The 23,129-nt window shown below is 70.4% G+C and carries 21 protein-coding genes; 7 read left to right on the top strand and 14 right to left on the bottom strand.

Features of this window, described 5'->3' with window-relative positions; translation table 11 throughout:
• Nucleotides 1-213: 213 nt before the first annotated feature.
• From gatB to gatC, 4 genes are all read right to left on the bottom strand, one after another.
• Nucleotides 214-1,713 (bottom strand): Asp-tRNA(Asn)/Glu-tRNA(Gln) amidotransferase subunit GatB, encoded by a 1,500-nt coding sequence (gene gatB, locus MJ783_RS05080; RefSeq protein WP_239308759.1) that lies wholly within the window; start codon nucleotides 1,711-1,713, stop codon nucleotides 214-216.
• A 14-nt stretch (nucleotides 1,714-1,727) separates the two neighbouring features.
• On the bottom strand, nucleotides 1,728-2,015 hold the full coding sequence (locus MJ783_RS05075) for a hypothetical protein (RefSeq protein ID WP_239308756.1): 288 nt from the start codon (nucleotides 2,013-2,015) through the stop codon (nucleotides 1,728-1,730).
• Nucleotides 2,016-2,132: 117 nt separating this feature from the next.
• The gene (gene gatA, locus MJ783_RS05070) at nucleotides 2,133-3,620 is read right to left on the bottom strand and encodes an Asp-tRNA(Asn)/Glu-tRNA(Gln) amidotransferase subunit GatA (RefSeq protein WP_239308755.1); all 1,488 of its coding nucleotides are present in this window, start codon (nucleotides 3,618-3,620) and stop codon (nucleotides 2,133-2,135) included.
• A 12-nt stretch (nucleotides 3,621-3,632) separates the two neighbouring features.
• The gene (gatC, locus tag MJ783_RS05065; protein ID WP_239308758.1) at nucleotides 3,633-3,929 is read right to left on the bottom strand and encodes an Asp-tRNA(Asn)/Glu-tRNA(Gln) amidotransferase subunit GatC; all 297 of its coding nucleotides are present in this window, start codon (nucleotides 3,927-3,929) and stop codon (nucleotides 3,633-3,635) included.
• 249 nt (nucleotides 3,930-4,178) lie between these two features.
• On the opposite strand from gatC, the gene gltX reads away from it, so the two are divergent.
• Both gltX and MJ783_RS05055 read left to right on the top strand, forming a co-directional pair.
• A complete protein-coding gene (gene gltX, locus MJ783_RS05060) occupies nucleotides 4,179-5,639 on the top strand; it encodes a glutamate--tRNA ligase (protein WP_239308754.1) in 1,461 nt (486 codons plus the stop codon).
• A gap of 163 nt (nucleotides 5,640-5,802) precedes the next feature.
• Complete coding sequence (locus tag MJ783_RS05055; protein WP_239308753.1) at nucleotides 5,803-6,525, top strand: ACT domain-containing protein; 723 nt, start codon at nucleotides 5,803-5,805, stop codon at nucleotides 6,523-6,525.
• 59 nt (nucleotides 6,526-6,584) lie between these two features.
• On the opposite strand, the gene ligA is transcribed toward MJ783_RS05055, so the two are convergent.
• The 5 genes from ligA to mftF form a co-directional block, all read right to left on the bottom strand.
• Nucleotides 6,585-8,738, bottom strand: a complete 2,154-nt coding sequence (ligA, locus tag MJ783_RS05050) for an NAD-dependent DNA ligase LigA (protein WP_239308752.1) — start codon at nucleotides 8,736-8,738, stop codon at nucleotides 6,585-6,587.
• Complete coding sequence (locus tag MJ783_RS05045; protein ID WP_239308751.1) at nucleotides 8,735-9,790, bottom strand: methionine synthase; 1,056 nt, start codon at nucleotides 9,788-9,790, stop codon at nucleotides 8,735-8,737. Before MJ783_RS05045 ends, ligA begins: the two co-directional genes overlap by 4 nt.
• Before the next feature lie 81 nt (nucleotides 9,791-9,871).
• Complete coding sequence (mnmA, locus tag MJ783_RS05040; RefSeq protein WP_239308750.1) at nucleotides 9,872-10,966, bottom strand: tRNA 2-thiouridine(34) synthase MnmA; 1,095 nt, start codon at nucleotides 10,964-10,966, stop codon at nucleotides 9,872-9,874.
• 5 nt (nucleotides 10,967-10,971) lie between these two features.
• Entirely contained in the window at nucleotides 10,972-12,159 is a 1,188-nt protein-coding gene (locus MJ783_RS05035; RefSeq protein ID WP_239308749.1) for a cysteine desulfurase family protein, read from the bottom strand.
• A complete protein-coding gene (gene mftF, locus MJ783_RS05030) occupies nucleotides 12,156-13,673 on the bottom strand; it encodes a mycofactocin biosynthesis glycosyltransferase MftF (RefSeq protein ID WP_239308748.1) in 1,518 nt (505 codons plus the stop codon). The genes MJ783_RS05035 and mftF overlap by 4 nt, the downstream gene beginning before the upstream one ends.
• Before the next feature lie 59 nt (nucleotides 13,674-13,732).
• Between mftF and mftA the strand changes: the two genes are divergently transcribed.
• The 3 genes from mftA to mftC are packed head-to-tail and all read left to right on the top strand — an operon-like array spanning nucleotide 13,733 to nucleotide 15,379.
• A complete protein-coding gene (gene mftA / locus MJ783_RS05025; RefSeq protein ID WP_239308747.1) occupies nucleotides 13,733-13,861 on the top strand; it encodes a mycofactocin precursor MftA in 129 nt (42 codons plus the stop codon).
• A 38-nt stretch (nucleotides 13,862-13,899) separates the two neighbouring features.
• Complete coding sequence (gene mftB / locus MJ783_RS05020) at nucleotides 13,900-14,202, top strand: mycofactocin biosynthesis chaperone MftB (RefSeq protein WP_239308746.1); 303 nt, start codon at nucleotides 13,900-13,902, stop codon at nucleotides 14,200-14,202.
• Nucleotides 14,189-15,379 (top strand): mycofactocin radical SAM maturase, encoded by a 1,191-nt coding sequence (gene mftC, locus MJ783_RS05015; RefSeq protein WP_370651444.1) that lies wholly within the window; start codon nucleotides 14,189-14,191, stop codon nucleotides 15,377-15,379. The genes mftB and mftC overlap by 14 nt, the downstream gene beginning before the upstream one ends.
• Before the next feature lie 11 nt (nucleotides 15,380-15,390).
• Here mftC and MJ783_RS05010 read toward each other — a convergent pair whose 3' ends face one another.
• The 5 genes from MJ783_RS05010 to MJ783_RS04990 form a co-directional block, all read right to left on the bottom strand.
• The gene (locus MJ783_RS05010; RefSeq protein ID WP_239308745.1) at nucleotides 15,391-15,792 is read right to left on the bottom strand and encodes a PIN domain nuclease; all 402 of its coding nucleotides are present in this window, start codon (nucleotides 15,790-15,792) and stop codon (nucleotides 15,391-15,393) included.
• The gene (locus MJ783_RS05005) at nucleotides 15,789-16,034 is read right to left on the bottom strand and encodes a type II toxin-antitoxin system VapB family antitoxin (RefSeq protein ID WP_239308744.1); all 246 of its coding nucleotides are present in this window, start codon (nucleotides 16,032-16,034) and stop codon (nucleotides 15,789-15,791) included. The genes MJ783_RS05010 and MJ783_RS05005 overlap by 4 nt, the downstream gene beginning before the upstream one ends.
• Nucleotides 16,035-16,328: 294 nt before the next feature.
• Entirely contained in the window at nucleotides 16,329-17,690 is a 1,362-nt protein-coding gene (locus MJ783_RS05000) for a cation:proton antiporter (RefSeq protein WP_239308743.1), read from the bottom strand.
• Nucleotides 17,691-18,134: 444 nt separating this feature from the next.
• Nucleotides 18,135-20,021: an NAD(P)/FAD-dependent oxidoreductase gene (locus MJ783_RS04995; RefSeq protein ID WP_239308742.1), complete on the bottom strand. Its 1,887-nt coding sequence runs from the start codon at nucleotides 20,019-20,021 to the stop codon at nucleotides 18,135-18,137.
• Nucleotides 20,022-20,084: 63 nt separating this feature from the next.
• Nucleotides 20,085-21,149: a RimK family alpha-L-glutamate ligase gene (locus tag MJ783_RS04990; RefSeq protein WP_239308741.1), complete on the bottom strand. Its 1,065-nt coding sequence runs from the start codon at nucleotides 21,147-21,149 to the stop codon at nucleotides 20,085-20,087.
• 179 nt (nucleotides 21,150-21,328) lie between these two features.
• Here MJ783_RS04990 and MJ783_RS04985 point away from each other — a divergent pair, with 179 nt between their 5' ends.
• On the top strand, nucleotides 21,329-22,027 hold the full coding sequence (locus MJ783_RS04985; RefSeq protein WP_239308740.1) for an RraA family protein: 699 nt from the start codon (nucleotides 21,329-21,331) through the stop codon (nucleotides 22,025-22,027).
• Nucleotides 22,024-23,109 carry a class I SAM-dependent methyltransferase gene (locus MJ783_RS04980; protein ID WP_239308739.1) on the top strand — a complete coding sequence of 362 codons (1,086 nt, stop codon included), beginning with the start codon at nucleotides 22,024-22,026 and terminating at the stop codon, nucleotides 23,107-23,109. Before MJ783_RS04985 ends, MJ783_RS04980 begins: the two co-directional genes overlap by 4 nt.
• The last annotated feature ends 20 nt before the right edge of the window (nucleotides 23,110-23,129 follow it).

Raw genomic sequence — 23,129 nt, 5'->3', positions numbered from 1 at the left:
TTGGCCAGCACCTCAGCGACCGGCACCAGCTGGAGCGGTCCCGGTTCCGTAGACGACGGAGCTGAAGTTCACTGCCCACGAAAGCAGAAACCTTCAGGCGGCCGGACTGACAGCCACGGTGACAGCCAAGCCGGCGAACGTCAGCGGACGCACGCCCCCTGGTTGGCGGACGCGGTGGACGTCCACGGACGCCAGCGGAAGATCCAGATGAAACTATGCGTTGAGGCGTTCCAGCAGGAGCTTGCGCGTGGCGTTCGCGTCGGCCTGGCCCTTCATGGCCTTCATGACCGCGCCGACCAGCGGGCCGACCGCGTTCACCTTGCCGGCCCGCACCTTGTCCGCGATGGCCGGCTGAGCGGCGATGGCCGCGTCCACCGCCTCGGCGAGCGCGCCGCCGTCCGACACCAGCTTCAGGCCGCGACCGGCCACCACCTCGTCCGGGGAGCCCTCGCCCGCGAGAACGCCGTCGATGACCTTGCGGGCAAGAGCGTCGGTGAGAGCACCCGCCGCGACCAGCTCCGCGATGCGGGCCACCTCAGCCGGCCCGATCGCGAGGCCCGTCGGCGCCACACCGGCGTCGGCGGCCCGGCGGGCAAGCTCGTTCAGCCACCACTTGCGGGCCGCGTCCGCCGCCGCGCCAGCCATGACGGTCTGTTCGACCAGGTCGAGGACGCCGGCGTTACGCATGTTCACGATCTCGGCGGGCGAGAAGCCGTGGTCGACGGAAAGCCGGGCGCGCCGCTGCGCCGGCAGCTCCGGAATGGTCGCCCGGACCGCGTCGACATACTCGTGGGTCAGCGCCAGCGGGGTGAGGTCGGGCTCGGGGAAGTAGCGGTAGTCGGTCGCCTCCTCCTTGGAACGACCGGACGACGTCGTGCCGGAGGCCTCGTCGAAGTGCCTGGTCTCCTGGACGACGCGCAGACCCGCGTCCAGGCGGCCCGCCTGCCGGACGATCTCGTAGCGCACCGCCCGCTCCACCGACCGCAGCGAGTTGAGGTTCTTGGTCTCCGAGCGGGTGCCGTAGGGCGCCGCCGGCTCGCCAGGCGCGCTACGCGGCCGCAACGACACGTTGGCGTCACAGCGCAGCGAGCCCTGCTCCATCCGGACGTCGGAGACGGTGAGCGCCCGGCACAGTTCACGCAGTTCGTCGACGTAGGCGCGGGCGACCTCAGGTGAGCGGATGTCCGGCTCGGTGACGATCTCGACGAGAGGGATGCCGGCCCGGTTGTAGTCGACCAGGGAGTGCGTGGCCCCGTGGATACGCCCGCTGGCTCCGCCCACGTGCAGGGACTTGCCGGTGTCCTCCTCCATGTGGACGCGGGTGATGCCAATCCGGTGGATCTTCCCGGCAACCTCCAGGTCGAGCCAGCCGTTCTCGCACAACGGCTCGTCGTACTGGCTGATCTGGAAGTTCTTCGGCATGTCCGGGTAGAAGTAGTTCTTGCGCGCGAACCGGCACCACGGTGAGATCGAGCAGTTCAGCGCCAGGCCGATCATCACGGCGAACCGCACGGCGGCCTCGTTGACCACCGGCAGCGACCCCGGCAGCCCGAGACAGGTCGGGCACACCTGGGTGTTGGGCTCCGCGCCGAACACCGTGGAGCAGCCGCAGAACATCTTCGAGGCGGTACCGAGCTCGACGTGCGTCTCCAGCCCGATCACCGGCTCGTAGCGAGCGACGGCGTCGTCGAAGGTGGGGGTGGTAACCGCCACATTGGTCGGGGATGTCAACGCAGGTGCTCCTGTTCAACCGGGTCTGCCTCGCCTGACGGGTCCGACGGAGCCGAGGGCCGGTCCTCGGCCGGGTTCGGCATCGCCGTGTCCGCTGACCGGCGCGGGCCGGTGTCACGCAGGTGGATCCGGGTGGCGAAGGCGGAACCGGCAACACCGAGGACGCCCCAGACGATCAGAATCGGCGAAACCGCCGTGATGCCCACCCCGAGTGCCGCCAAGGCCAGCACCCACACCGCCACGAGTGGCACCCGGTCCGCCCGCTGGCTACGTAGCGCAACCATCGACGTCTCCCCTCGTTCCACAGATCTCACGACTCACGACCCCCACCAGACCCAGTGCCCCGCTGGGTCTGGTGGGGCCTGCGGTGGCAGGAAAACCGCGCATGGGCTCCGCCGGCACTACAGCTGCGGGGCGTCGTCGAGGAGGGGATGGCCGCGGGCGGCGTCCAGGGCCGCCTCCAGCGCACCGCCCACCTGGTAAAGCCGGTCGTCCGCGAAGGTCGGCGCCATGATCTGGAAGCCCACCGGAAGCCCGTCGGCAAGGCCGATCGGCAGGCTCATCGCCGGCCCACCGGCCAGGTTCGACGGGATCGTGCACAGGTCGGACAGGTACATCGCCACCGGGTCGTCGACCTTCTCCCCCAGGCGGAACGCGACCGTCGGCGTGGTGGGCGAGGCCAGCACGTCGACCCGTTCGTAGGCTGCCGCGAAGTCCTGACTGATCAGCGTCCGGACCTTCTGCGCCTGACCGTAGTAGGCATCGTAATACCCCGACGACAGCGCGTAGGTTCCCAGCATAATCCGGCGCTTGACCTCGGCTCCGAACCCGGCACCGCGGGTGCGGGTCATGACCTCCTCGGCCCCGGCCTCACCGTCGTCACCGATGCGCAGGCCGAACCGCATCGCGTCGAAGCGAGCCAGGTTGGACGAGCACTCACTCGGCGCGATCAGATAGTAGGCGGGCAGCGCGTAGACGAAGTGCGGGCAGCTCACCTCGATGACCTCGGCGCCCAGCCCGACCAGCACCTCGAGGGCGTCGGAGAACCGTGCCCGCACCCCGATGTCGTAACCGTCCCCGGACAGCTCACGGACCACGCCGATGCGCACGCCGCGCAGGTCCCGGCTGGCGGCGGCGGCCACCACGCCGGGTACCGGCAGCTCGATACTGGTCGTGTCCAGCGGGTCGTGGCCCGCGATGGCGGCATGCAGCAGAGCGGCGTCGGTGACCGTACGGGCCAGCGGCCCGGCCTGGTCCAGCGAGCTGGAGAAGGCGACGAGACCGTAGCGGCTCACCCCGCCGTAGGTCGGCTTGACCCCGACCAGCCCGCACACGGCCGCGGGCTGGCGGATCGAGCCGCCCGTGTCGGTGCCGATCGAGACCGGGGTCTCGAAAGCGGCCACAGCGGCCGCGCTGCCACCGCTACTGCCACCGGGGATGCGGTCGGTGTCCCACGGGTTGCGGGTCGGCCCGTACGCGGAGTTCTCGGTGGACGACCCCATCGCGAACTCGTCCATGTTGGCCTTACCGATGATCACAACGCCGGCAGCCCGCAACTTCGCCACCACAGTCGCGTCGTACGGTGGCCGCCAGCCCTCAAGCATCCGGCTGCCGCAGGTCGTCGGCATGCCGCGGGCGGCGAACACGTCCTTGAGGGCCAGCGGGACGCCCGCAAGCGGCCCGAGACGCTCCCCCGCGGCCCGGCGGCGGTCGACACCGCGCGCCGCGGCGACAGCACCGTCGACGTCGACGTGCAGGAACGCGTTGATCCGATCATCGACCTTCGCGATCCGGTCAAGCGCGGCCTGAGTCACCTCCAGCGCGCTGAGTTCGCCGGCGGCGATCGCGGCGGCGGTTCGGGCGGCGGAGAAGCGGCTGACGTCGGTCACGGGCAGGAACCCTCACTCGTCCATGTCAAGAATGCGCGGTACCCGGAACCGGCCGTCTTCGGCGGCGGGCGCGCCGGCAAGCGCGTCGGCCTGCGACAGCGACGTGCGGGTGATGTCCGCTCGGAACACGTTCGTCAGCGGGACGGCGTGGGTGGTCGGCGGGATATCGCCCGCGGCAACCTCCGCGACCCGGGCGACAGCACCGATGATCACGTCAAGCTGGGAGGCGAGCGTACCCAGCTCCTCGTCGGACAGGGCCAGCCGCGACAGGCGGGCAAGATGCGCGACCTCGTCCCTGGTAATCGCCATACCGGTCACACCCCTCCGACTTCCCGGGACCTTACGGCCACCTCACGCCTGCCAGACTTCCGCGGCTGCCCGCCGCTGGGCGCCAGCCCCTGAGCGCCGATCCGCCGACGTCCGTGCCTGCTGACTGGCGGATGACGCTGTGGTCATCGTACGGGCCAGCAGGCGGGAACCGGGCGCGGGCATGGCCGCCCGAGGAATGCCCGCACGCCGTCGTGGGCTGGGGATACGGGCTGGGGATACGGTGCGGGAGTGGTCAGCGTAGTTCCACGGCTGCGTTTCGCGCCGTCCCCCACCGGTTTGTTCCATGTCGGCAACGCCCGCTCCCTGCTGCTGAACTGGGTGGTCGCTCGCCAGTCGGGCGGTTCGCTGGTGCTGCGGATCGAGGACACCGACGCGGCCCGCAGCCGTCCCGAGTGGACGCAGGGGATCATCGACGCGATGGCCTGGCTGGGGGTGGGCCCGGCCGAGTACGAAGGCCCCTACCTCCAGTCGGCGAACGCCGAAGCGCACGCCGCGGCGGTCCAGGGACTGCTGTCGGCCGGGCGCGCCTACTTCTGTGACTGCTCACGCGAGGACGTCATCGCCCGCACCGGGGACAGCCACCGCGGCTACGACGGGTTCTGCCGGGACCGGGGGCTGGTCGAAAAGCGGGATACGAGCGCGACGCCGGCCTCGCCCGCGACCCTCGGGGGGCAGGGCCGCGCCGTGCGCTTCCGCACGCCAGACGACGGCACGACGATCGTCGTCGATCTCGTCCGCGGCAAGCCGGCGTTCGAGAACGCCCTGCTGGAGGACTTCATCATCGCCCGGAGTGACCTTTCGGCGACCTTTCTGCTGGCGAACGTCGTGGACGACATGACCATGGGTATCACCCATGTGATCCGCGCGGAGGAACACCTGTCGAACGCCCCCAAACAGCAGTTGCTGTGGGAGGCCATGGGAGCGCCGCCGCCGGTGTGGGCACACACCCCGATCCTGGTCAACGCCAAGCGGCAGAAGCTGTCCAAGCGGCGGGACCGGGTGGCGCTGGAGGACTTCCGCGCCGAGGGCTACCTGGCCGCGGCCATGCGCAACTACCTGATGCTGCTCGGCTGGGCCCCGTCGGGTGACCGGGAGATCGTCCCGTGGGAGGTCATCGAGACCGAGTTCCGGTTGACGGAGGTCAACTCCGCACCAGCCTACTTCGACGTGACCAAGCTGCGGGCGTTCAACGGGGAGTACATCCGGGCGCTGAGCCACGAGGAGTTCATCGCCGCGTGCGCACCGTGGCTCACCGGCCCGTCCGCTCCCTGGGATGCCGACGCCTACGACCCGGCGGTCTTCGCCGCGGTCGCGCCGCTCGCGCAGACCCGTCTCGTGCTGCTGTCGGAAATCCTGGAGCTGGTGGACTTCCTCTTCCTCGACGAGCCGGCCATCGACGAGGCGGCGTGGGCCAAGGCCATGAAGGATGGTGCGGCCGCTCTGCTCACGGCAACCATCGACGCCTACTCACCGCTCGCGGGCGGGCCCGAATGGGATGCCGCGACGCTGAAAGCCCGGCTGGAAGACGTGGCGGTCGCCCACGGCCTGAAGCTCGGCAAGGCGCAGGCTCCGGTGCGGGTGGCGGTGACGGGCAGGTCGGTGGGTCTGCCGCTGTTCGAATCGGTCGCCGTGCTCGGCCCGGACCGGACACTCGCCCGGTTGCGAGCCGCCCACACCCGCCTCACATGATCATGATAACCCCCGGCGTCGAGCGACGCGATGACACTACGCACATGACACTGGAATGAGTAGCCATCCGGCATAGGACAACCCAGGACGGTGACCAGCGTCGATACCTGCACGTAATTCTTTCGTCACGTTAGCATTATCTTCAATCCGCATCCTTGACTACATGTCGTATCTGCTGCGCCTTCTCCTGCCGGACCGCCCCGGCGCCCTGGGCGCGGTCGCGACCGCCCTTGGCCAGGCAGGCGTCGACATCGTCAGCCTGGACGTCGTCGAACACGGCCCGGACGGCGCCGTGGACGACCTCGTCGTCGCGGCACCGCCGTACGGGCTTGTCGACACCGTCCTGACCGCCGCGCAGTCCGTACCCGGCGTGCGCGTGGAGTCCCTGCGCCCGTACCTGTCCGGGGGTACCGGCATTCAGCGTGACCTCGATCTCGTCGAAGCCATGACCTCCCGGCCCGACGATGCGCTCGCCATCATGACCGAGTTCGTCGGAGCGGTGTTCCACGCGGACTGGGCCGTGCTGCTGGACCGGGTCGCGCCGGATGACCTGCGGGTTGTGGAGACCTCCGTCGGCGCTCCGGACCTCGGCGGCGACGAGTTCGCCGTTCCGGAACGGGTGCGGCCCGCGCTGGGATGGCTGCCGTTGGACCGCGCGCAGCGCCTGGACCGCGACGCGGGCTGGCTCCCGCCCCGTTGGACGGCGCTCGGCATGGAGCTGGCGGTCGCGCCGGTGGGCAGCCCAGACCGGGCGGTACTGGTCGGTCGGCCGGGCGGCCCGGCCTTCCGGGCATCGGAGGTACAGCGGCTCGCGCATCTCGCCGGCATCGCCGCGACGATCGCCCACAACAGGAACGTCTCGCTCGCCACGCACGGAACGCGCTGACGGTCCGGGCCGGCCGCAACGGGGGCGGGGGCGGGGGCGGGGAGAGCGATCACCCGCGATCACCCGGTCGGATCGTCGTCAGCCCGCTCCACGGGAAGGGCGTGCGCGCTGGCGGCCCGCGGCCCGGCGGCCAGCAGCACGGCGAACCCGGCCTCGTCGAGCACCGGGAGTTTCAGCGCCCGCGCCTTGTCGTACTTGGTTGCCCCGGGGTCGGTGCCGATCACCACGAAGGTCGTCTTCTTGCTCACCGAGCCGGTGACCTTGCCACCGCATGCCTGGACAGCCTCGGTGGCGGAGTCACGGCTCCACCCCGCCAGCGTCCCGGTGATGACGACGGTGACGCCCGTAAGCGAGCCTGGCCCGTCGTCGGCGCCGACGTCGGCGAACCGCGCCCCGCCGGAACGTATCCGGTCGAGGATCTCGCGGTGGCGGGCATCGGCGAACCAGTCGACAACGGTCGCGGCTATGGTCGGGCCGACCCCGTCGACGGCGGCCAGGGCCTCGGTGGACGCGGCGGCGATGGCGTCCACCGAACGCATCTCCCGCGCCAGCGCCCGAGCCGCGCTCGGCCCGACATGCCGGATGGACAGGCCGACCAACAGCCGCCACAGTGGTTGCGCCCGAGCCTGCTCGACCCCGCGCAGAATCTGGTCGATCTTCTTCTCGCCGAACCCACGCAGTCCGTCGAACGACTCGGCGCTCAGGTGAAAAACGTCTCCCACGTCGTGCACACGGCCGGCGTCCAACAGGGCGGTGGCGGTCTCATAACCGAACCCGTCGATGTCCAGCGCGCCCCGGGAGGCGAAGTGAAAGATCGACTCCCGCAGCTGCGCGGGGCATGACACCGTGTTCGGGCAGCGCGTGTCGGCCTCGTCCTCGGGACGCACCAGCCCGGCGCCGCACTCCGGGCAGTGAGTCGGCATGGCAAACGCGCGTTCGGAGCCGTCCCGCAGATCCACCAGCGGCCCGACGATCTCCGGGATGACGTCGCCGGCCTTGCGGAGCACCACGGTGTCGCCGATCAACACGCCCTTCCGCTCGATCTGGTCGGCGTTGTGCAGGGTGGCCAGAGCGACCGTCGAGCCCGCGACCCTGACCGGCGCCAGCCGGCCGAACGGGGTGACCCGGCCCGTGCGGCCCACGTTGACCTCGATATCGAGCAGCTTGGTGGTCACCTCCTCGGGTGGATACTTGTAGGCCACCGCCCAGCGCGGGGATTTCGCGGTGGCGCCGAGCCGGCGTTGCAGCCCGAACGCGTCGACCTTGACCACCACCCCGTCGATCTCGTGCTCGACGTCGTGGCGCCGCTCCCCCCAACGGCGGACGAACGCCTCGACCGCGGCGATGCTGCCCGCCACCTCGTGGTGATGGGAGACAGGCAGGCCGAGTTCGGCCATCCGCTCGTACGCCGCGGACTGGGCCGCGACGTCAAGCCCCCGGTGGGCACCGAGCCCGTGGACTGTCATCGACAGCGGACGCCTGGCGGTGACCCGGGGGTCCTTCTGCCGCAGCGACCCGGCGGCGGCGTTACGCGGGTTGGCGAACGGCTTTTCACCCGCCGCGACCAGAGCCGCGTTGAGCTCGGCGAACGCCGCGGTGGGGAAGAACACCTCGCCCCGGACCTCCAGCAGCGCCGGGACACCCGGGCCGCGCAGCCGGATCGGCACCGTCGACAGGGTGCGGATGTTCGGGGTGACGTCCTCACCGACCCGCCCGTCGCCACGGGTGGCCGCGCGAACCAGATAACCGTCCTCGTAGACCAGGTCGATCGCCAGCCCGTCGATCTTCAGTTCACACAGCCAGGCGTCGACAGCGGTGTCACGGGTCGCCCGCAGTGCCCAGGCTTCGAGCTCGGCATCGGTGAAAACGTTGTCGAGGGAGAGCATCCGTTCCACATGCTCGACCGGCGTGAACAGCGTCGAGAAGAAGCCGGCGACCTTCTGGGTCGGCGAGTCCGAGGTGCGCAGCGCCGGATGACGGGCCTCGATCTCCGCCAGCTCGCCCATGAGCTGGTCGTACTCGGCATCGGAGACCGTCGGCGCATCCAGCACGTAGTAGCGGTAGGCGTACTCGTCCAGGTCACGGGCCAGCTCCGCGGCGCGCGCCCGCACCGATGGCGGGATCTCGCCGGCCTCGTCCTCGGTGTCGGCAGCTGGCTCGAGCACGGTGCTCGGGGGGCCGTCCGTGCCGGGCGCGGGAGGACAGGCACTCATGCCGAATCGTCCGCGAGCGCCCGGCCCGCCTCGCGGCAGCGTCGCAACGCCACCCGGGCGTAGGCGGGCGTCGCGCCCGCAAGACCACAGGTCGGCGTCACCGCGACCACCTCCCGAAGCTGTTCCGGGGAGAACCCCAGCCGGCGCCACATGGACCGGACCGGCTCGACGCTACGGCGGGCGTCCGGCAGTTCGGTGTCCCGCACGCCGGTGTCCCGCACGCCGGTGTCCCGCGCCGGCACCACTCCCAGCAGCAGCGCGACCCCCGCCTCGACCGCCGTGCCGATCGCGTCGTCATCCGCGTGGGTGAGCGCGGTCGCGTCCACGCTGACGAAGGCCGCGCCGGCCCGGCGCAGCAGGTCGACCGGGGGCGATGCCGCGCAGCAGTGCACCCCGGCCGGCACCCCGGCGCCGGCGAGCAGGCCGCGCAGCCTGTCGGCGGCAACGTCCTCCGCCACCGCCGGCAGCACCCCGAAGCCGCTGGGGGTGCGGACCCGGCCGGCAAGCACCGCCGGCAGATTCGGCTCGTCGAGCTGGACGAGCAGGCGGGCACCAGGCAGGACGCGCGCAATCCGCGCGAGGTGGCGGGCGATGCCCTCGGCGAGGGCCTCGGCCATGTCCCGGCTGGCCCCGGGGTCCTTGAGGGCCTTGTGCCCCCGCGTCAGCTCGACCGCGGCGGCGAGCGTCCACGGACCGGTGACGGCGACCTTGAACGGCCCCGTATAGCCGGCGGCGACCTCGCCGAGCGCGTCGAGGTCGCGGGCCATCAGGTCACGGGTGCGACGCAGGTCGACGCCGGGACGCGGCACCAGCCGCCACCCGGACGGCTGCAGGTCGACCGGCATGTCCGCGAGCAGGCCCGCGGCACGTCCGATCATCTCGGCCCCGGCCCCGCGGCCCGGCAGCTCAGGCAGGTGCGGCAGGTCCGGAAGTTCACCGAAGACCAGCCGGCAGGCCTCGACCGGGTCTGTCCCCGGCAACGAGCCGACCCCGGTCGCTGTCCCCGGCTCCCACAGCCGGGTGCTGCTGGAGAGCGCGGCTGGCTGTGTCATGTGGCCATCCACATCATGATCAGAACTTCCCGTGTACGAAAGGTCAGGACCTGAGACGCCGACCCGCCCGAACCCCGCGGATCAGCCGCCGGGCCGACCGGCATCGCGCGGGCCGGCACCGAACCGACCGAACCGGCGGACATGGCCCCCGCCCAGGACCCGGTCACCGTCGTAGAGGACGACGGCCTGCCCAGGCGCGGTACCGCGGACCGGTTCGCCCAGCCTGATGTACAGCTCGTCCCCGACCGCCTCGGCGGTGGCCGGGACCGCCCGCCCGTGCGCGCGGACCTGGGCCGCGCACGCCACCGGGCCCTCATGCGGCCAGACCGCCACGTCCGCGACCAGATCGCGGACGTCGAGTGCCTGGGCCGGGCCAACCGTCACCGTGGCGGTCACCGGGGAGATGTCGAGGACATAACGCGGCCTGCCGTCAGGCGCGGGACGGCCAAGGCGCAGGCCCCGGCGCTGCCCGATCGTGAACGCGAACGCCCCGTCGTGCTCCCCCACCCGCTCGCCGGTGACGGCGTCCACCACCGGGCCGGGCCGCGGCCCCAACCGGTCGCGCAGCCACCGGCCGGTGTCGCCGTCGGCGATGAAGCAGATGTCATGGCTGTCCGGCTTGTCCGCGACCGCGAGACCGCGGCGGGCGGCCTCGGCCCGGACCTCGGTCTTCGTGGTGTCCCCCAACGGGAAGATCGCGTGCATGAGCTGTTCGGGACGCAGCGTCCCCAGCACGTAGGACTGGTCCTTGTCCGGGTCCACCGAACGGCGCAGCACCGCGCCGGACAGCTGGGCGTGATGCCCGGTGACGACCGCGTCGAAGCCCAGCGCCAGCGCCCGGTCGAGCACCGCCGCGAACTTGATCCGCTCATTGCAGCGGACGCAGGGGTTCGGCGTCCGCCCGGCTGAGTAGGCGGCAACGAACTCCTCGATGACGTCGTGCTCAAAGCGCTCCGCCAGATCCCACACGTAGAACGGGATGCCGAGGACGTCAGCGGCACGGCGGGCGTCGTGCGCGTCCTCGACCGTGCAGCAGCCGCGCGCGCCGGCGCGGTGCGACTCAGGGGATCTCGACAGCGCCAGGTGCACGCCGGTCACCGCGTGGCCGGCGTCGACCGCGCGGGCGGCCGCCACCGCTGAGTCGACTCCGCCGGACATGGCCGCAAGCACCCGCATCCCGCTCATCCTCCCGACAGACCCGCCAGCGCACCGGCGCGGCGCGCCCGCTCCACCACCGGGGCGATCACCTTGACGAGGGCGTCGACGTCAGCGCGGGTGGAGGTCCGCCCCAGGGAGAAACGCAGCGACCCGCGAGCGCGGGCCTCGTCCACGCCCATGGCCAACAGGACGTGCGACGGCCGGGCAACACCGGCGGAGCAGGCCGAACCCGTCGAGCACTCGATCCCGTGAGCGTCGAGAAGCAGCAGCAGCGAGTCACCCTCGCAGCCGGGAAAGGTCAGATGGGCGATCCCGGGCAGGAGCCCCGGGCCCGAGGGTGCCCCGTTCACCACCGCGTCCGGCACCTCCGCGAGGACACGTGCGACCAAATCATCACGTAGGGCAACGAGACGCTCCGCCTCGACCGGCCGTTCGTGGACCGCCGTGGTCGCCGCGGCCGCGAACGCCGCCACCCCCGGCGTGTCGAGCGTCCCCGATCGTAGATCGCGTTCCTGCCCGCCGCCGTGGGTCAGCGGCGCCAGCGCCAACCCCCGGCGGACCAGCAGCGCGCCCATGCCGATCGGACCGCCGAGCTTGTGGGCGCTGACCGTGAGCGCATCCGCTCCGCTGTCCTCGAACGACAGCGGGATCGACCCGACCGCCTGGACGGCGTCCGTGTGGAAGGCGATCCCGAAACCGTGTGCGACCGCCGCCAGCTCCGCGATCGGCGATACCGTGCCGACCTCGTTGTTCGCCCACATGACGCTCACCAGCGCGACGCTGTCAGGATCACGCACGATCGCCGCGGCGAGAACGTCCGGGTGCACCATCCCGGTGGCGTCCACGGGCAAGAGCTCGACCTGGGCATCCTGCGCCTCGGCGAGCCAGAACACCGCGTCCAGGATGGCGCGGTGCTCGACGGCACTGACCAGCACCCGGTGCCGGCGCGGCGCGACCGCCCGCCGCGCCCAGTACAGCCCCTTGATGGCCAGGTTGTCGCTCTCCGTCCCGCCGGCGGTGAAAACAACCTCCGACGGGCGTGCGCGCAGCGCGGCGGCCAACGCCTCACGCGACTCTTCGACTACTCTACGGGCGCGACGACCGCTGGCGTGCAGCGACGACGCGTTCCCGGCCTCCGCGAGCGCCGCGGTGTAGGCAGCCACGGCCTCAGGACGCATCGGCGTGGTTGCCGCGTGGTCGAGGTAGGTCACAACACTGAGGATATCCGCGCGCCGCCCGCTCGCCCCGGACGTACCCGACCCGCGCCAGTCGGGACCGGGCGCAGCGGGCGGGTGGTACGGGCCCGCAGACAGCCCCACCAGACTCCGGCGCAGTAGGCGGCGTCGTCGGTGACACGCAGGACGACATAGGGGACGAGGCCGACGTCCGGGCGGTCGCGCCACCAGTCCCACGCGGTCGGCAGGATCGCCGCGGCCAGCAGGACCCGCCGGCCTGGCCGGCCCGCGGCGAGCCCGAGTGGCACCAGCCACACCCGCCGGGCCGTGTCCGCCGCCGCCCACGCCGTGAAGCGCCGGCCCTGAGCGACCAGAACCGCCGCGAGCAGCCCGGCATGGGGCACGGGCGGGCGCAGCTCGATGAGCTTCCGGCGTAGCCGCACCGCGCTGACAACCGCGCCGAGTCCCACGGAGCCAGCGGTCCCCGCGGTCAGGGCCGCTGGCCCGCGCGCCGCCAGGGCAGCTACCGCCACGCCCAGAGCCGCGCCCCGCGCTGGGCGCAGCGGCACGGGATGGCGCAGCGCGAGCGGCGCCGCGGACGATCCGTAGCCGACCCGTTGCGTGGCCCAGCCCAGCCAGGACGACCGGGGCTGGTGGAGCACTGCTGTGGCCGCTTCGTAGCGCACCGACCAGCCGGCCGCGGTCAGCCGCCACACCAGGTCGACGTCCTCGCCGTAGCGCATCGCCGGATCGAAGTCGGCCAGCTCCCGACGGATCAGCAGCGCCGCGGCCGGCACATAGGAGATACGGCTGCCCGCACGGACCGGACCGGACCGCGGGCCCAGGTCCAGCGGGGACCGTGACATCTCGTAGCGGGCGCGCAGGGCCCGGCCCGCGCTGGAGGCGACCCGCGGGGCCACGAGCGCGACCACCGGATCGACAAGATGCGGCAGCAGCCTGGTGAGCCAGCCCGCGCCGGGCAGCACATCCGAGTCGAGGAAGGCGACCAGCCCGGTTGTCGCGGCCCGCGCCCCGGTCATGCGGGCGGCCGCGGGCCCCAGCGGCGAGACATGCCTGATGACACGGGCACCAGCGAGCCGCGCGACCGCCGCGGTGGCGTCGGTTGAGCCGTCGTCAACCACGATCACCTCCCGGCAGCTCCCGGTGACCATGGTGAGCAGCCGGGACAGCTCCCCCGCCCGGTCGCGCGCCGGGATGACGAGGGTGACGTCATCCGGGCCAGGCGTTCCCGGGACATCGCTGGCGGGCGGCACGGGGTCGGCGTGCCCGGCGCTCACCAACCGGCGGGCGAGCGCACCCGCGCCAGCGCCGGCCTCCGCGACCGTCGCACCCGCCGCGAGGGCGCCGAACACGGCCGCGCCGGCCTGGCTCAGCGTGAGCAGCCGCAGCGGCGATCCACCGAGCAGTACCCGACCACGCGACAGGACGCGTAGGTCCGGGTCACACTGAACCGAGAACAGCGCAGGTAGCGGGGCCGCGGGCGGGCCAGGTGCCCGGCTGCCACCGCCGGCTCCACCCGCACGACGCACAGCACGAGGCGCAGGGCTCCCCGCATGGCCCACAGCACAAGGACGCACAGGAGGAACCTATGGACTCCGCCGACAACGACCCCGCCCCGCGTGAGGTTCCAGGCATCTCCGCCGAGGGCGGCGAGCCGGTGCTGGAGGACCTCCTGGTCGAGGACGTGTCCATCGACGGCATGTGCGGCGTCTACTGATCAACCAGCCACAGCCGAGGACCGCCACAGACGCATCGATGCCCACGCCCCCGCACGCCGCCGCCGCGGTCACGACCGGCGCCTTCGACCGCGGCCGCGCCTACCAGCTGCACCCGAAGGTCGCGCTGCGCCCGGAACGGTTCGGCGCGCTCGCCTACTCCTATGACACCCGGCGGCTGTCCCTGCTGAAAGATCTGGATCTGGTCGCGGTGGTGCGCTCGCTCGCGGACGCGCCGTCCGCGGCTGTCGCGCTCGACGCGGTGCCCACGGCGAAACGGCCGGCGGTGGAGCGGGCGCTGGCCCGCCTGGTGGAAACGGGGTTCGTCCGTGAGCGTCACTGATACCGATGTGGCCGGGCCGGCATCGACGGTCCGGGCCCACGGTTCCCTGCGGGACGAGCTGCTGCGCGGGCTCGCCGCGCCGATCTGTCTGACCTGGGAGTGGACGTACGCCTGCAATCTGGCGTGCGTCCACTGCCTGTCCTCCTCGGGGCGGCGCGACCCCCGCGAGCTGACCACCGGCCAGCTGCGTTCGGTCGTCGACCAGCTCGCCGGCATGCAGGTCTTCTACGTCAACGTCGGTGGCGGTGAACCGATGACCCGGCCCGACTTCTTCGATGTGCTGGAGTACGCGGTCGACCATGGTGTCGGGGTCAAGTTCTCCACCAACGGAGGAATGATCAATCCGGTGAAGGCGCGGCGGCTCGCCGCGCTGGACTACGTCGACATCCAGATCTCCCTGGACGGCGCGGACGCGATGACCAACGACCCGGTGCGCGGTACCGGCTCCTATGACCGAGCCCGGACGGCCATGGATCACCTCGCCACCGCCGGGTTCGGCGCGTTCAAGCTGTCCGTGGTCGTGACCAGGCACAACGCGAGCCAGCTCGACTCGTTCGAGGCACTGGCCCGGGACTACGGCGCGGAGTTGCGGATCACCCGGCTGCGCCCGTCCGGCCGGGGACGGGACTCCTGGGCCGAACTGCACCCGACCGCGACGCAACAGCGGGACCTGCACTCCTGGCTGCTGGCCCGGCCGCACGTGCTGACCGGCGACTCGTTCTTCCATCTGGCGGCCTACGGGCAATCCCTGCCTGGGCTGAACCTGTGCGGCGCCGGCCGGGTTGTCTGCCTGATCGACCCGGTCGGCGACGTCTACGCCTGCCCGTTCGCGCTGCACGAGCACTTCCGCGCCGGCAATGTGCTGGACACCGGTGGGTTCGCGGCGGTGTGGCGGGAATCAGAGCTGTTCACCGAGCTGCGGGAACCGGGCAGTGCCGGGGCGTGCGCATCCTGCGGGCACTACGACGCCTGCCAGGGGGGGTGCATGGCGGCGAAGTTCTTCACCGGGCTGCCGCTGGACGGCCCCGACCCCGAATGCGTCCTCGGCCACGGCGAGGCGGCGCTGGCCGCGGTGAGCCCCGCGAGCCTGCCCGCCGTCGACAACGACCACAGCAAGAACGACCGCAGCCGCAACCCAGGCGCCAAGCGCCTACTCCCCCTGTCCGTCCTGCGCTGACGGCCGACAGGTCACTCCACCGGCTCGATACGCAGATCGGTGACCCGGGCGAGGTTGTCAAAGTCGCGGTCGGCATGCAACAGGCTCGCATCGGCCTTGACAGCCGCCTGCGCGATGAGGCAGTCGGTCAGCACCCGGACCGTCACGCCATCACGCCGAGCGGATCGGTACAGACCCGCGGCGTCCTCATAGTCACCGCTGTCGCGAAGAGGAAGGACGGGCAGGGGCGCGAGCAGCTCCAGCAGCTCAAGGTGATGCGTGTCGGACCGGGCACCGGCGAGAACCTCGAAACGGACGATCTCCGTGGTCACGAGGTATGCCTCCTCGTCGATCAGATGGTGCAACCGCCGATGGACCGATGACTCGGTCTTACGGAAGAACTCGACCCACGCGGATGTGTCAACCAGGATCATCGATCCTCCACCGACGCCCCTTGGAGATTGGACACAAAGCCCGGGCGGATCTCGTCCATGTCCGTTTCCCACCCCATGCCTTCCATGGCCAGTGCCCGACGTCGGAAGGTCGCACGGCTGACGAGATGCCGCAGAGCAAGATCTACGACTTCGCGCCGCGTGTTCACGCCGAAGAGGCGCATCGCCTCTTCGATCAACTCGTCGTTGACAACGATGTTGGTCCGCACGTCCGTCATGGTCATTAACATACACACCCCTGTGTATTTTGCTTGTCAGCAGATCCAAAGACGACGATACGCACCGGATCGGATCGTGACAAGGTCGGTACATCAGGCAAATACCGCCGGGTCGGGATGTGCGTGGACCGACGGCGGCCGGTTCAGAAGTCACCGGCACGGCCGCGGAACTCCCGCAGGATGTCAACGAGCGACGTGATCTGGTCAGAGGACAGATCCGGGTTGGCGAAGACGCTCTCGTTGAGCCGGTCGGTCGCCGCGGCCGCGACGTCCCGCTAGGAAACTTCCGCTAGGACCCGCTCACGCTTGCGGGCGGCGGCTTCCAACGTCCGGCCCTGGAAGGTGCGCCCCTGTGCCGGCGGCGGGGTCCAGCTGCTGGGCCAGGGTCTCGTCAACGGTCCGCTCGACCCGTCGCATCGTGATCCGCAGGATCGGCGGAGTCATGACGGTGGTGACAAGCGCCACCAGGACCACCACCGTGTAGGCCGCCGTGCCCAACACGCCGAGGCGGAGCCCCACCGCGGCGACCACCAAGCCGATCACCCCGCGGGCGTTGAGCCCCGCGCCGAGCGCCAGCGCCTCCCAGTGGCCGAGCCGACCGGCCCGCGCGCCGAGGTAGACACCGCCGAACTTGCCCGCGACGGCGAGCAGCAGCACCACCAGGCCGGCGGCGAGGACCGGCGGATCGGTGAGCATGCCGAGGTCAACCCGTAGCCCGGCCGTGGCGAAGAAAATCGGAGCCAGTACGGTGAGTACCACCGTCCGCAGCGGCGCGACCCGGTCGGGGATGAAGTCCCGGCTGGACCCGACGACGATGCCGGCGATGAAGGCGCCGAAGATTGCCTCCAGTTTCAACGCGTCCGTCGCGGCAGCCGCGGCAAGGATCAACACCGTGACAACCGGGATGCAGCCGCTGCCGTCCCGCGCGGCCCCGGCGAACCGAAGCGCGGCCCGGACCACCGGCCGGCCGGCCACCAGGGCGACCAGCACCGTGCCCAGCACGCTCACGACCGGCACGGCGATGTCACCACCATGCACGCCCGTGGTCGCCATCGCCGACACCACCGAAAGCATTGACCATCCGACCGCGTCGTCGACCGCGGCCGCGGCCAAGGTGAGCTGGCCGACGTTACGGTCCAGCAGGTGCATGTCAATAAGGATCTTCGCGGCGACCGGGATCGCGCTGACGCCCAGCGCGACACCAAGAAACATCGCGAACACCGGCCGATTGGCGCCGTCGGCGACGAGCGAGTCCGGCAGCAGCAGTCCCCCCGCAGCTCCGAGGCCCACTGGAACCAGTAGCCCGGCGAGGCCGACTCGGACGACGGTCAGGCTGCGGCGGCGCACCAGCCGGATGTCCATGTCCATCCCGGTGAAACCGACCAGCAGAATCACGCCGAGCTGACCGGCAGCGTCAAGCAGATGGAACTGGTCAGCGCGCGCCGGCAGCAGCCAGCCGGCGAAACCGGGCGCGAGCGTGCCGAGCAGGGACGGCCCGAGCAGCACGCCGGTGACCAGTTCACCCACCACGGCGGGCATGGCGAGCCGCGTTGCCGCCCGGCCCAGGAGATGAGCAAGCCCGAGCAGAACAGCGATCTGGAGTAGGAAGATGAGAAGCACCTGCGACGACAGCGTGGCCACCGGACCGGACGCGTAGGCCATCACCACTCCTGCCAGAAGGTAAGAGCGCCCGAGGATAGGACTGTCCGGCTCGCGGCTCCCCGCATCCCGCCCGGCCGCGTTGTCGTCAGTCGGCGCCCACCACCAGGGCGCCTTCCTCCGCCGCCTTGCCGGATCGGGCGCGGATGAGCCGCTCGCTGATCGAACGCCCCATCCTCGGGCGCTCTAAGTGGTCGGCGCCGGAAGTTCATCCAGGGCCTGCCGGCGCCAGGCGGCGCCTCGCTTCGTTGTCGTCGGCCCCGGTAGAACACCGCTACCGGGACCTCCTCCGCCTCGCGACGCATCCACCTGACATCCGACAACCCCCGAAGGACTTCCAGCGCCGACCACTAAGGCGGAAATCCAAACGCAGATCGTGAATAACGTACCGACCACGCATGAAGCCGTGCTGCGGTTGCCAACCTCGATCAGCTCCGGTTTTCGACGTCATGGCTCCGTTCGTGCTGGCCGGCGCCCGCCGCGGAGCCGGTGCAGCGCCTTGCGCCGCGCGGTGTCGGCCGCGTCCAGCGCGTAGCAGGCGAGAAACAGCGTCGCGAGCAGGGGAGCGCGTACCTTCAGCACGAGTGAGAATCGCTGTGACGCGGTCAGCGGCAGCGCGTTGACCCACGAGCGCGCCCACGGCTTGCGGAGCTTTCTTGGGGCGACGAAGTCCGGCCCGGAGATCTCCACCCGCGCCGAGCTCGGCTTGCCAAGCAGCCGCCATGTGCCACGCGGCAGGCAACGGGTCAGCGACAGCTGGCAGAACACGCTGGGGCCCGTGATGCCGTGCTCGAGCCGCCACCGGGCCCGCTCGCCGAGCGTGGCCTGAAAACGTTCCACGCGACGGCGGAACGCCCGTTCCGTCGTCCAGTGCCCCAGCTGTCCCCTCGAATAGAACAGGCGGTTCTCGCAGAACTCCCGGTCCTTCCTGCTGGTCTCGTCCTCCTTGGAGGTGTCACCGCCGGTCGCCGCCAGCCAGTTCGTCCAGCGGTACCGGGCTGTCCCGGTCGACCAGATGACCGCCCAGTCGAGCATGTGTGACAGCAGGAAGAAGCGTGGGTCGGCGATGGCGCCACTGTACTTCTCCTGGACGAAGCTCCTGATGGTCAGCCAATCCTCACAGGTCGCCCTGTTGACCCGGTCGATGTAGCCGGTGTCGAGGCAGGCGTGCCGGAGGTCCTTCTCGATGATGTTCGAGACATGCCACATGGTCTGGCAGGACTGGCCCAGTCCCTGGCTGTAGTAGGCATCGATAATCGAGGACGCGTCGCCGAGTATCGCGTACCGCCTGGGGTGGACGAAGGTGTCCGTCACGTGTTGCACGTTGCGGTACATACGGAACTCGAGCAGGTTCTCCCGGCTGAGCACTCCGTCGAAGACCGGGTATTCGGCCAGCGCCGCGAAGAACTGGTCCTTGGGGCCGCCTTTCTTCGGCGGCTTTTTCTGGTCGTAGGTGATGCCGACGCTCACCCGGCCTCCCGAGAGCCGGATCACCCAGATCCAGTGGCCGTCGCCCCACAGGTGCAGGGTGTACAGGTCTCTGCGGGTGGAGGTGCCGTCCGCGGTGGTGTACCGCCACACCGGTTCGAACATCTCGTCGGTGATGCCGGCGAACTGCCCCCACAGAGCTGTGGTCTGGAAGCCGTCGTTGAGCACCCGTGATTCGGCGCGGTGACCCAGCTTGCTCGCTAACATCCTGGTCCGGCCGGAACAGTCGATGACCCAGTTGGCGTGGACGCTGCCCTGTGTCTTCGCGGAGTGGTCGGCCCAGGTCACCAGATGCGCGTCGGTGCCGGTCCCCGCGATCTCAACGCCGGTCACCCGGGCGGCGTCCAGGAAGCGGATATTGTGCCTGCTGTGCACGGACTTGCGCAGCAGCTCTTCCGTGTCGGGCCGGCAGATCTGCTGGTCGACCACTAGCGCGCGGAACGCGAGCTTGTTTTTTGCGATCTTATATAAGTAGTGGTCACGGAAGTCGTCATGCATCTCCCGCAGCGTGAACTCCGACATTGCGGCGACGACCCATTCCGACTTGGGCCGGAACTCCCGCTGGCCGTGGGCCCCATAGGTAAACCAGACACCCAGCTTGACGAAACAATCGTCGTTGAGGAAGTCATCAAGATCACCGATGATACGGGGAACTCCGGTGGAGACCAGGAACGACTCGCCCACCTTGTAGCTGGGTTTTTGGTTGACCACGTCATCGATGACCGTCACGTCCATCCCGCGTTTCGCCAGTCCCAGCGCGGCGAGCAGCCCGACCATGCCCGCTCCCACCACTACAACCTCGGTACGCGTCACTTCCGTCGTCGCCGGGTGCGCAAGGCTGTCCATGTGCCGCTCTCCTCAGGTCATGCCTGTTGCGGTTCAGGCTGTTGCGGTTCAGGCTGTTGCGGTTCAGGCTGTTGCGGCGACCCCGAGCATGCTGCGGGCATAGCGGTCCAACGCACCGCCCTCACGCAGGAACAGCCGGGGGGCCACCAACTCGCATTCCAATAGCTGCAGGCTGCCGTCCGGGGCGGGCAGAGTGTCGATCCGTGCGTACCGCAGCTGCTCGAACCATGAGCACAGCAGGCTATGCAGCTCCTCGGCCCAGGCGATGTGTGCGGGTGTGGCCTCGAGACGCTTGTTGACGCCGCCGAAGGACTCGTGCGCAATCCAGCCGTTCTCGGCAACCGACTTGGCGATCGCATGGCTGTACCGTCCGCCGATGAAGACGAAGGATGTCTCGCCGCGAGTGGTGATCTCATCGACGAAGGGCTGCACGCTCACTGTCGTCATCGCGGTCAGCTCGGCGAACCGGCGCTCGGCGTTGCTCCCAGCCACCGCGTCGGAAGCATCGGGCAACGTGAAGTGTGGATGGTCCGCGGTGGGGTCGGGGTCATCAGTCGGGGTTTCGGCCCGGGTCACCCGGAAGGCGTTCCAGCCGCGAGCCGACAGCGTCGGCTTGACCACGGCGCGCCGCCACCCGGTCCGCTCCAGGATGGCGTGGAGGGTGACCGGCGTCCCCCGGGACACCCACTCAGTCGGCACGACAGGGACCCCAGCCTCGGCGAGCCTGGGCAGATAGTCGAACTTGTCCAGCCCCCTGGCCACGAGTCCGGGCGGGTTGACCACCGGAAGGCCGCCAGGGGCGTTCGCCCGCACCCGCGCGCAGAGCGCGTCGATACGCGGGATCAGATCCGGCTCCAGATGGAAATAGCGCAGCATGCGCAGGCTCAGCAGGTCGATGCCGCTCCAGTTGATCTGATCCGCATCGGCAAGCTTGACGATCTCCACATCCGTGTCGTGCCGGGCGAAGGCGGCCTCCACATCGGGAAGGTCGTCGTGTGGGACCGTAAGACAAAGGTACGCGATTCGGCGTCGTCGAGTCACCCGGATGCCCTCCGCTGTCAGACGGCCAACGGCGATGATCACCGCGGCAACAACGGAGACGCTAGTAGCACCGTCCTGGGCGGACATCCGTGTCCACGTCGGAGTTAAGGCCAGATGACACCGAATTAACGGATGGTGTCCACGACACGCGATGCCGCCGCCGGCCCCCGGCTGCCGAGATCCTGCCCGGCGCCCTGGGTTTGGCGCCGGAACCTTGTCTGGGACGGCCACGACGAAGCACTGTCCGAACCGTGGATGTAGACGAGGTGCCATGCCCGAATTCACCCAAAGACGTCAGCGGCTCCCTGCTATGGAGCCTGAACGACACCGTTACCTGTTCGACGATCGCCGACGCGATGGACGCCCTCCATCGTGACGGCGCGGTGACCGGTCTGCGTCGGCTGACCGGAAGCGGGCTGGTCGTGGGGCCCGCTTTCACTCTGCGCTATGAAGTCGTGTCCGCGGATTCGCCGGGCAGCATCGGCGACTTCGTCGACGACGTGCCCGCCGGGGCCGTCATCGTGATCGACAATGCGGGCCGTGACTGGTGCTCGGTGTGGGGCGACCTGGTCACCACAGTTGCCCATGCGCGCGGCGTCGCGGGCACGGTGATCGATGGAGCCTGCCGGGACGTCGCGGGCAGCGCCGAGATCGGCTACTCGATCTGGGCCGCGGCCACCTGCGTCATGTCCGGGCGCGGCCGGGTCAGACTGGCTGCTATGCAGGAGCCGGTCACCGTACGGGGCACCTCCGTCGCTCCAGGAGACTGGGTGTGTGCGGACGAATCGGGAATCGTCGTTGCCCCGGCCGGGATGGTCGACGCCCTCGCCACCGAGATCCGCCGGATCGATGATCTGGAGGGCCGGGTACTCGCCGCGGTGCGGGCAGGCATACCGCTGTCCGAGGCCCGAGCCGCCAACGGTTACCACCGCCTCGGCGCCTCCGCGCGGGGAGGCCGGGCATGACGGGGCAGGATGCCATCACCGGGGAATCGGCCCGCACGGTACATCGGCCCGCCCACGCGGTCCCGAGGCAGGAGATGACGGGGCATGCTCTGCCTCGGGCTGACCCGGGGGACCAGCGATCCCAGCTCCGGGCGTTACGAGAGACCTGGCCGCACGTGTACGCGTTGATCGACGAGGAACGCGCCCTCGGCTTGGCCGCTGATGGGGAGCGTGACGACTTCGGTTCCGCGAGGCATGGTGGCCGAGGCGAAAGCTACGTCGACGCCCAACAGGCACACCCGCAGGCGCGGATCATCGGTATCCGGCACCTCATGGCCCTGGTGATCGGCCCAGCGGGCGGCGATCGGCCGGTCATTGTGGACCTGCTGGGCGGCGATGGGCTGCTCCACCGGGTCTGTCTGCGTCCCGACATGCCCGACGCGACGGTCGTCACCTGTGACGCGGCCTCGTTCATGGTCGCCCGTGCGTGGGCGGCGGGTGTTCCGGCGGTCCGGCAGCGCGCCCAGCGGCAGGTATTCCGCTCGGGAAGCGTCGACGGTGTGCTCCTCGCATACGGCAGCCACCACATACCGGAGCCGGAGCGACAGGACGTGGCCGACGAGGCGTGGCGAGTGCTGCGGCCCGGGGGCAGGTTCGTGCTGCACGACTTTGCCGACGGGTCGCCCGTGGCGGCCTGGTTCCTGGATGTCGTGGACAAACAGTCCGCGACCGGTCACCGCTATGCGCACTTCACCACTGAGCAGATGCGGGAGTATCTTGTGCGCTCCGGTTTCCGCACGGTGACGACGAACTGGATGTTCGACCCGATCGTGGTGACCGCTGCCTCGGAACGGGCGGCACAGGCCGCGCTGGGCCACTACCTGGTGCGGATGTACGGGCTGGACAAGCTGGTGGCGGCTCATGGGCCCGAGGGCGCCTCGATGATGGCGTTCGAACTCGCCCGCCAGATATTCCGGTTCGACGGCAGGGGAAACGGCAGGGGAGACCATGTCGGTGAATGCGTCGTCGAGCGGCTGGGCCCGTCGCAATGGCGGTGCGTCCTGCCCCGCTTCGCCCTGGTCGCCGTCGGGACGAAGCCCTAGCGGTCGCCGCCGGGAGTCGT

Source organism: Protofrankia sp. Cj3 (genome assembly GCF_917627355.1).
In the GTDB taxonomy this organism is placed as follows: Bacteria; Actinomycetota; Actinomycetes; order Frankiales; family Frankiaceae; genus Protofrankia.
This window is presented reverse-complemented; position numbering and strand designations above follow the sequence as displayed.

Excerpts from the sequence above, each read along its gene's own strand:
- mftA (WP_239308747.1), top strand. The coding sequence starts at position 13,733 with ATGGACTCCGCCGACAACGACCCCGCCCCGCGTGAGGTTCCAGGCATC.
- MJ783_RS05075 (WP_239308756.1), bottom strand. The coding sequence starts at position 2,015 with ATGGTTGCGCTACGTAGCCAGCGGGCGGACCGGGTGCCACTCGTGGCG.
- MJ783_RS05010 (WP_239308745.1), bottom strand. The coding sequence starts at position 15,792 with ATGATCCTGGTTGACACATCCGCGTGGGTCGAGTTCTTCCGTAAGACC.
- MJ783_RS04990 (WP_239308741.1), bottom strand. The coding sequence starts at position 21,149 with ATGTCCGCCCAGGACGGTGCTACTAGCGTCTCCGTTGTTGCCGCGGTG.
- MJ783_RS05045 (WP_239308751.1), bottom strand. The coding sequence starts at position 9,790 with ATGACACAGCCAGCCGCGCTCTCCAGCAGCACCCGGCTGTGGGAGCCG.
- MJ783_RS05000 (WP_239308743.1), bottom strand. The coding sequence starts at position 17,690 with ATGGCCTACGCGTCCGGTCCGGTGGCCACGCTGTCGTCGCAGGTGCTT.
- gatC (WP_239308758.1), bottom strand. The coding sequence starts at position 3,929 with ATGGCGATTACCAGGGACGAGGTCGCGCATCTTGCCCGCCTGTCGCGG.
- MJ783_RS04980 (WP_239308739.1), top strand. The coding sequence starts at position 22,024 with ATGACGGGGCAGGATGCCATCACCGGGGAATCGGCCCGCACGGTACAT.
- ligA (WP_239308752.1), bottom strand. The coding sequence starts at position 8,738 with ATGAGTGCCTGTCCTCCCGCGCCCGGCACGGACGGCCCCCCGAGCACC.
- MJ783_RS04995 (WP_239308742.1), bottom strand. The coding sequence starts at position 20,021 with ATGGACAGCCTTGCGCACCCGGCGACGACGGAAGTGACGCGTACCGAG.
- MJ783_RS05055 (WP_239308753.1), top strand. The coding sequence starts at position 5,803 with ATGTCGTATCTGCTGCGCCTTCTCCTGCCGGACCGCCCCGGCGCCCTG.
- mnmA (WP_239308750.1), bottom strand. The coding sequence starts at position 10,966 with ATGCGGGTGCTTGCGGCCATGTCCGGCGGAGTCGACTCAGCGGTGGCG.
- mftB (WP_239308746.1), top strand. The coding sequence starts at position 13,900 with ATGCCCACGCCCCCGCACGCCGCCGCCGCGGTCACGACCGGCGCCTTC.
- MJ783_RS05005 (WP_239308744.1), bottom strand. The coding sequence starts at position 16,034 with ATGACCATGACGGACGTGCGGACCAACATCGTTGTCAACGACGAGTTG.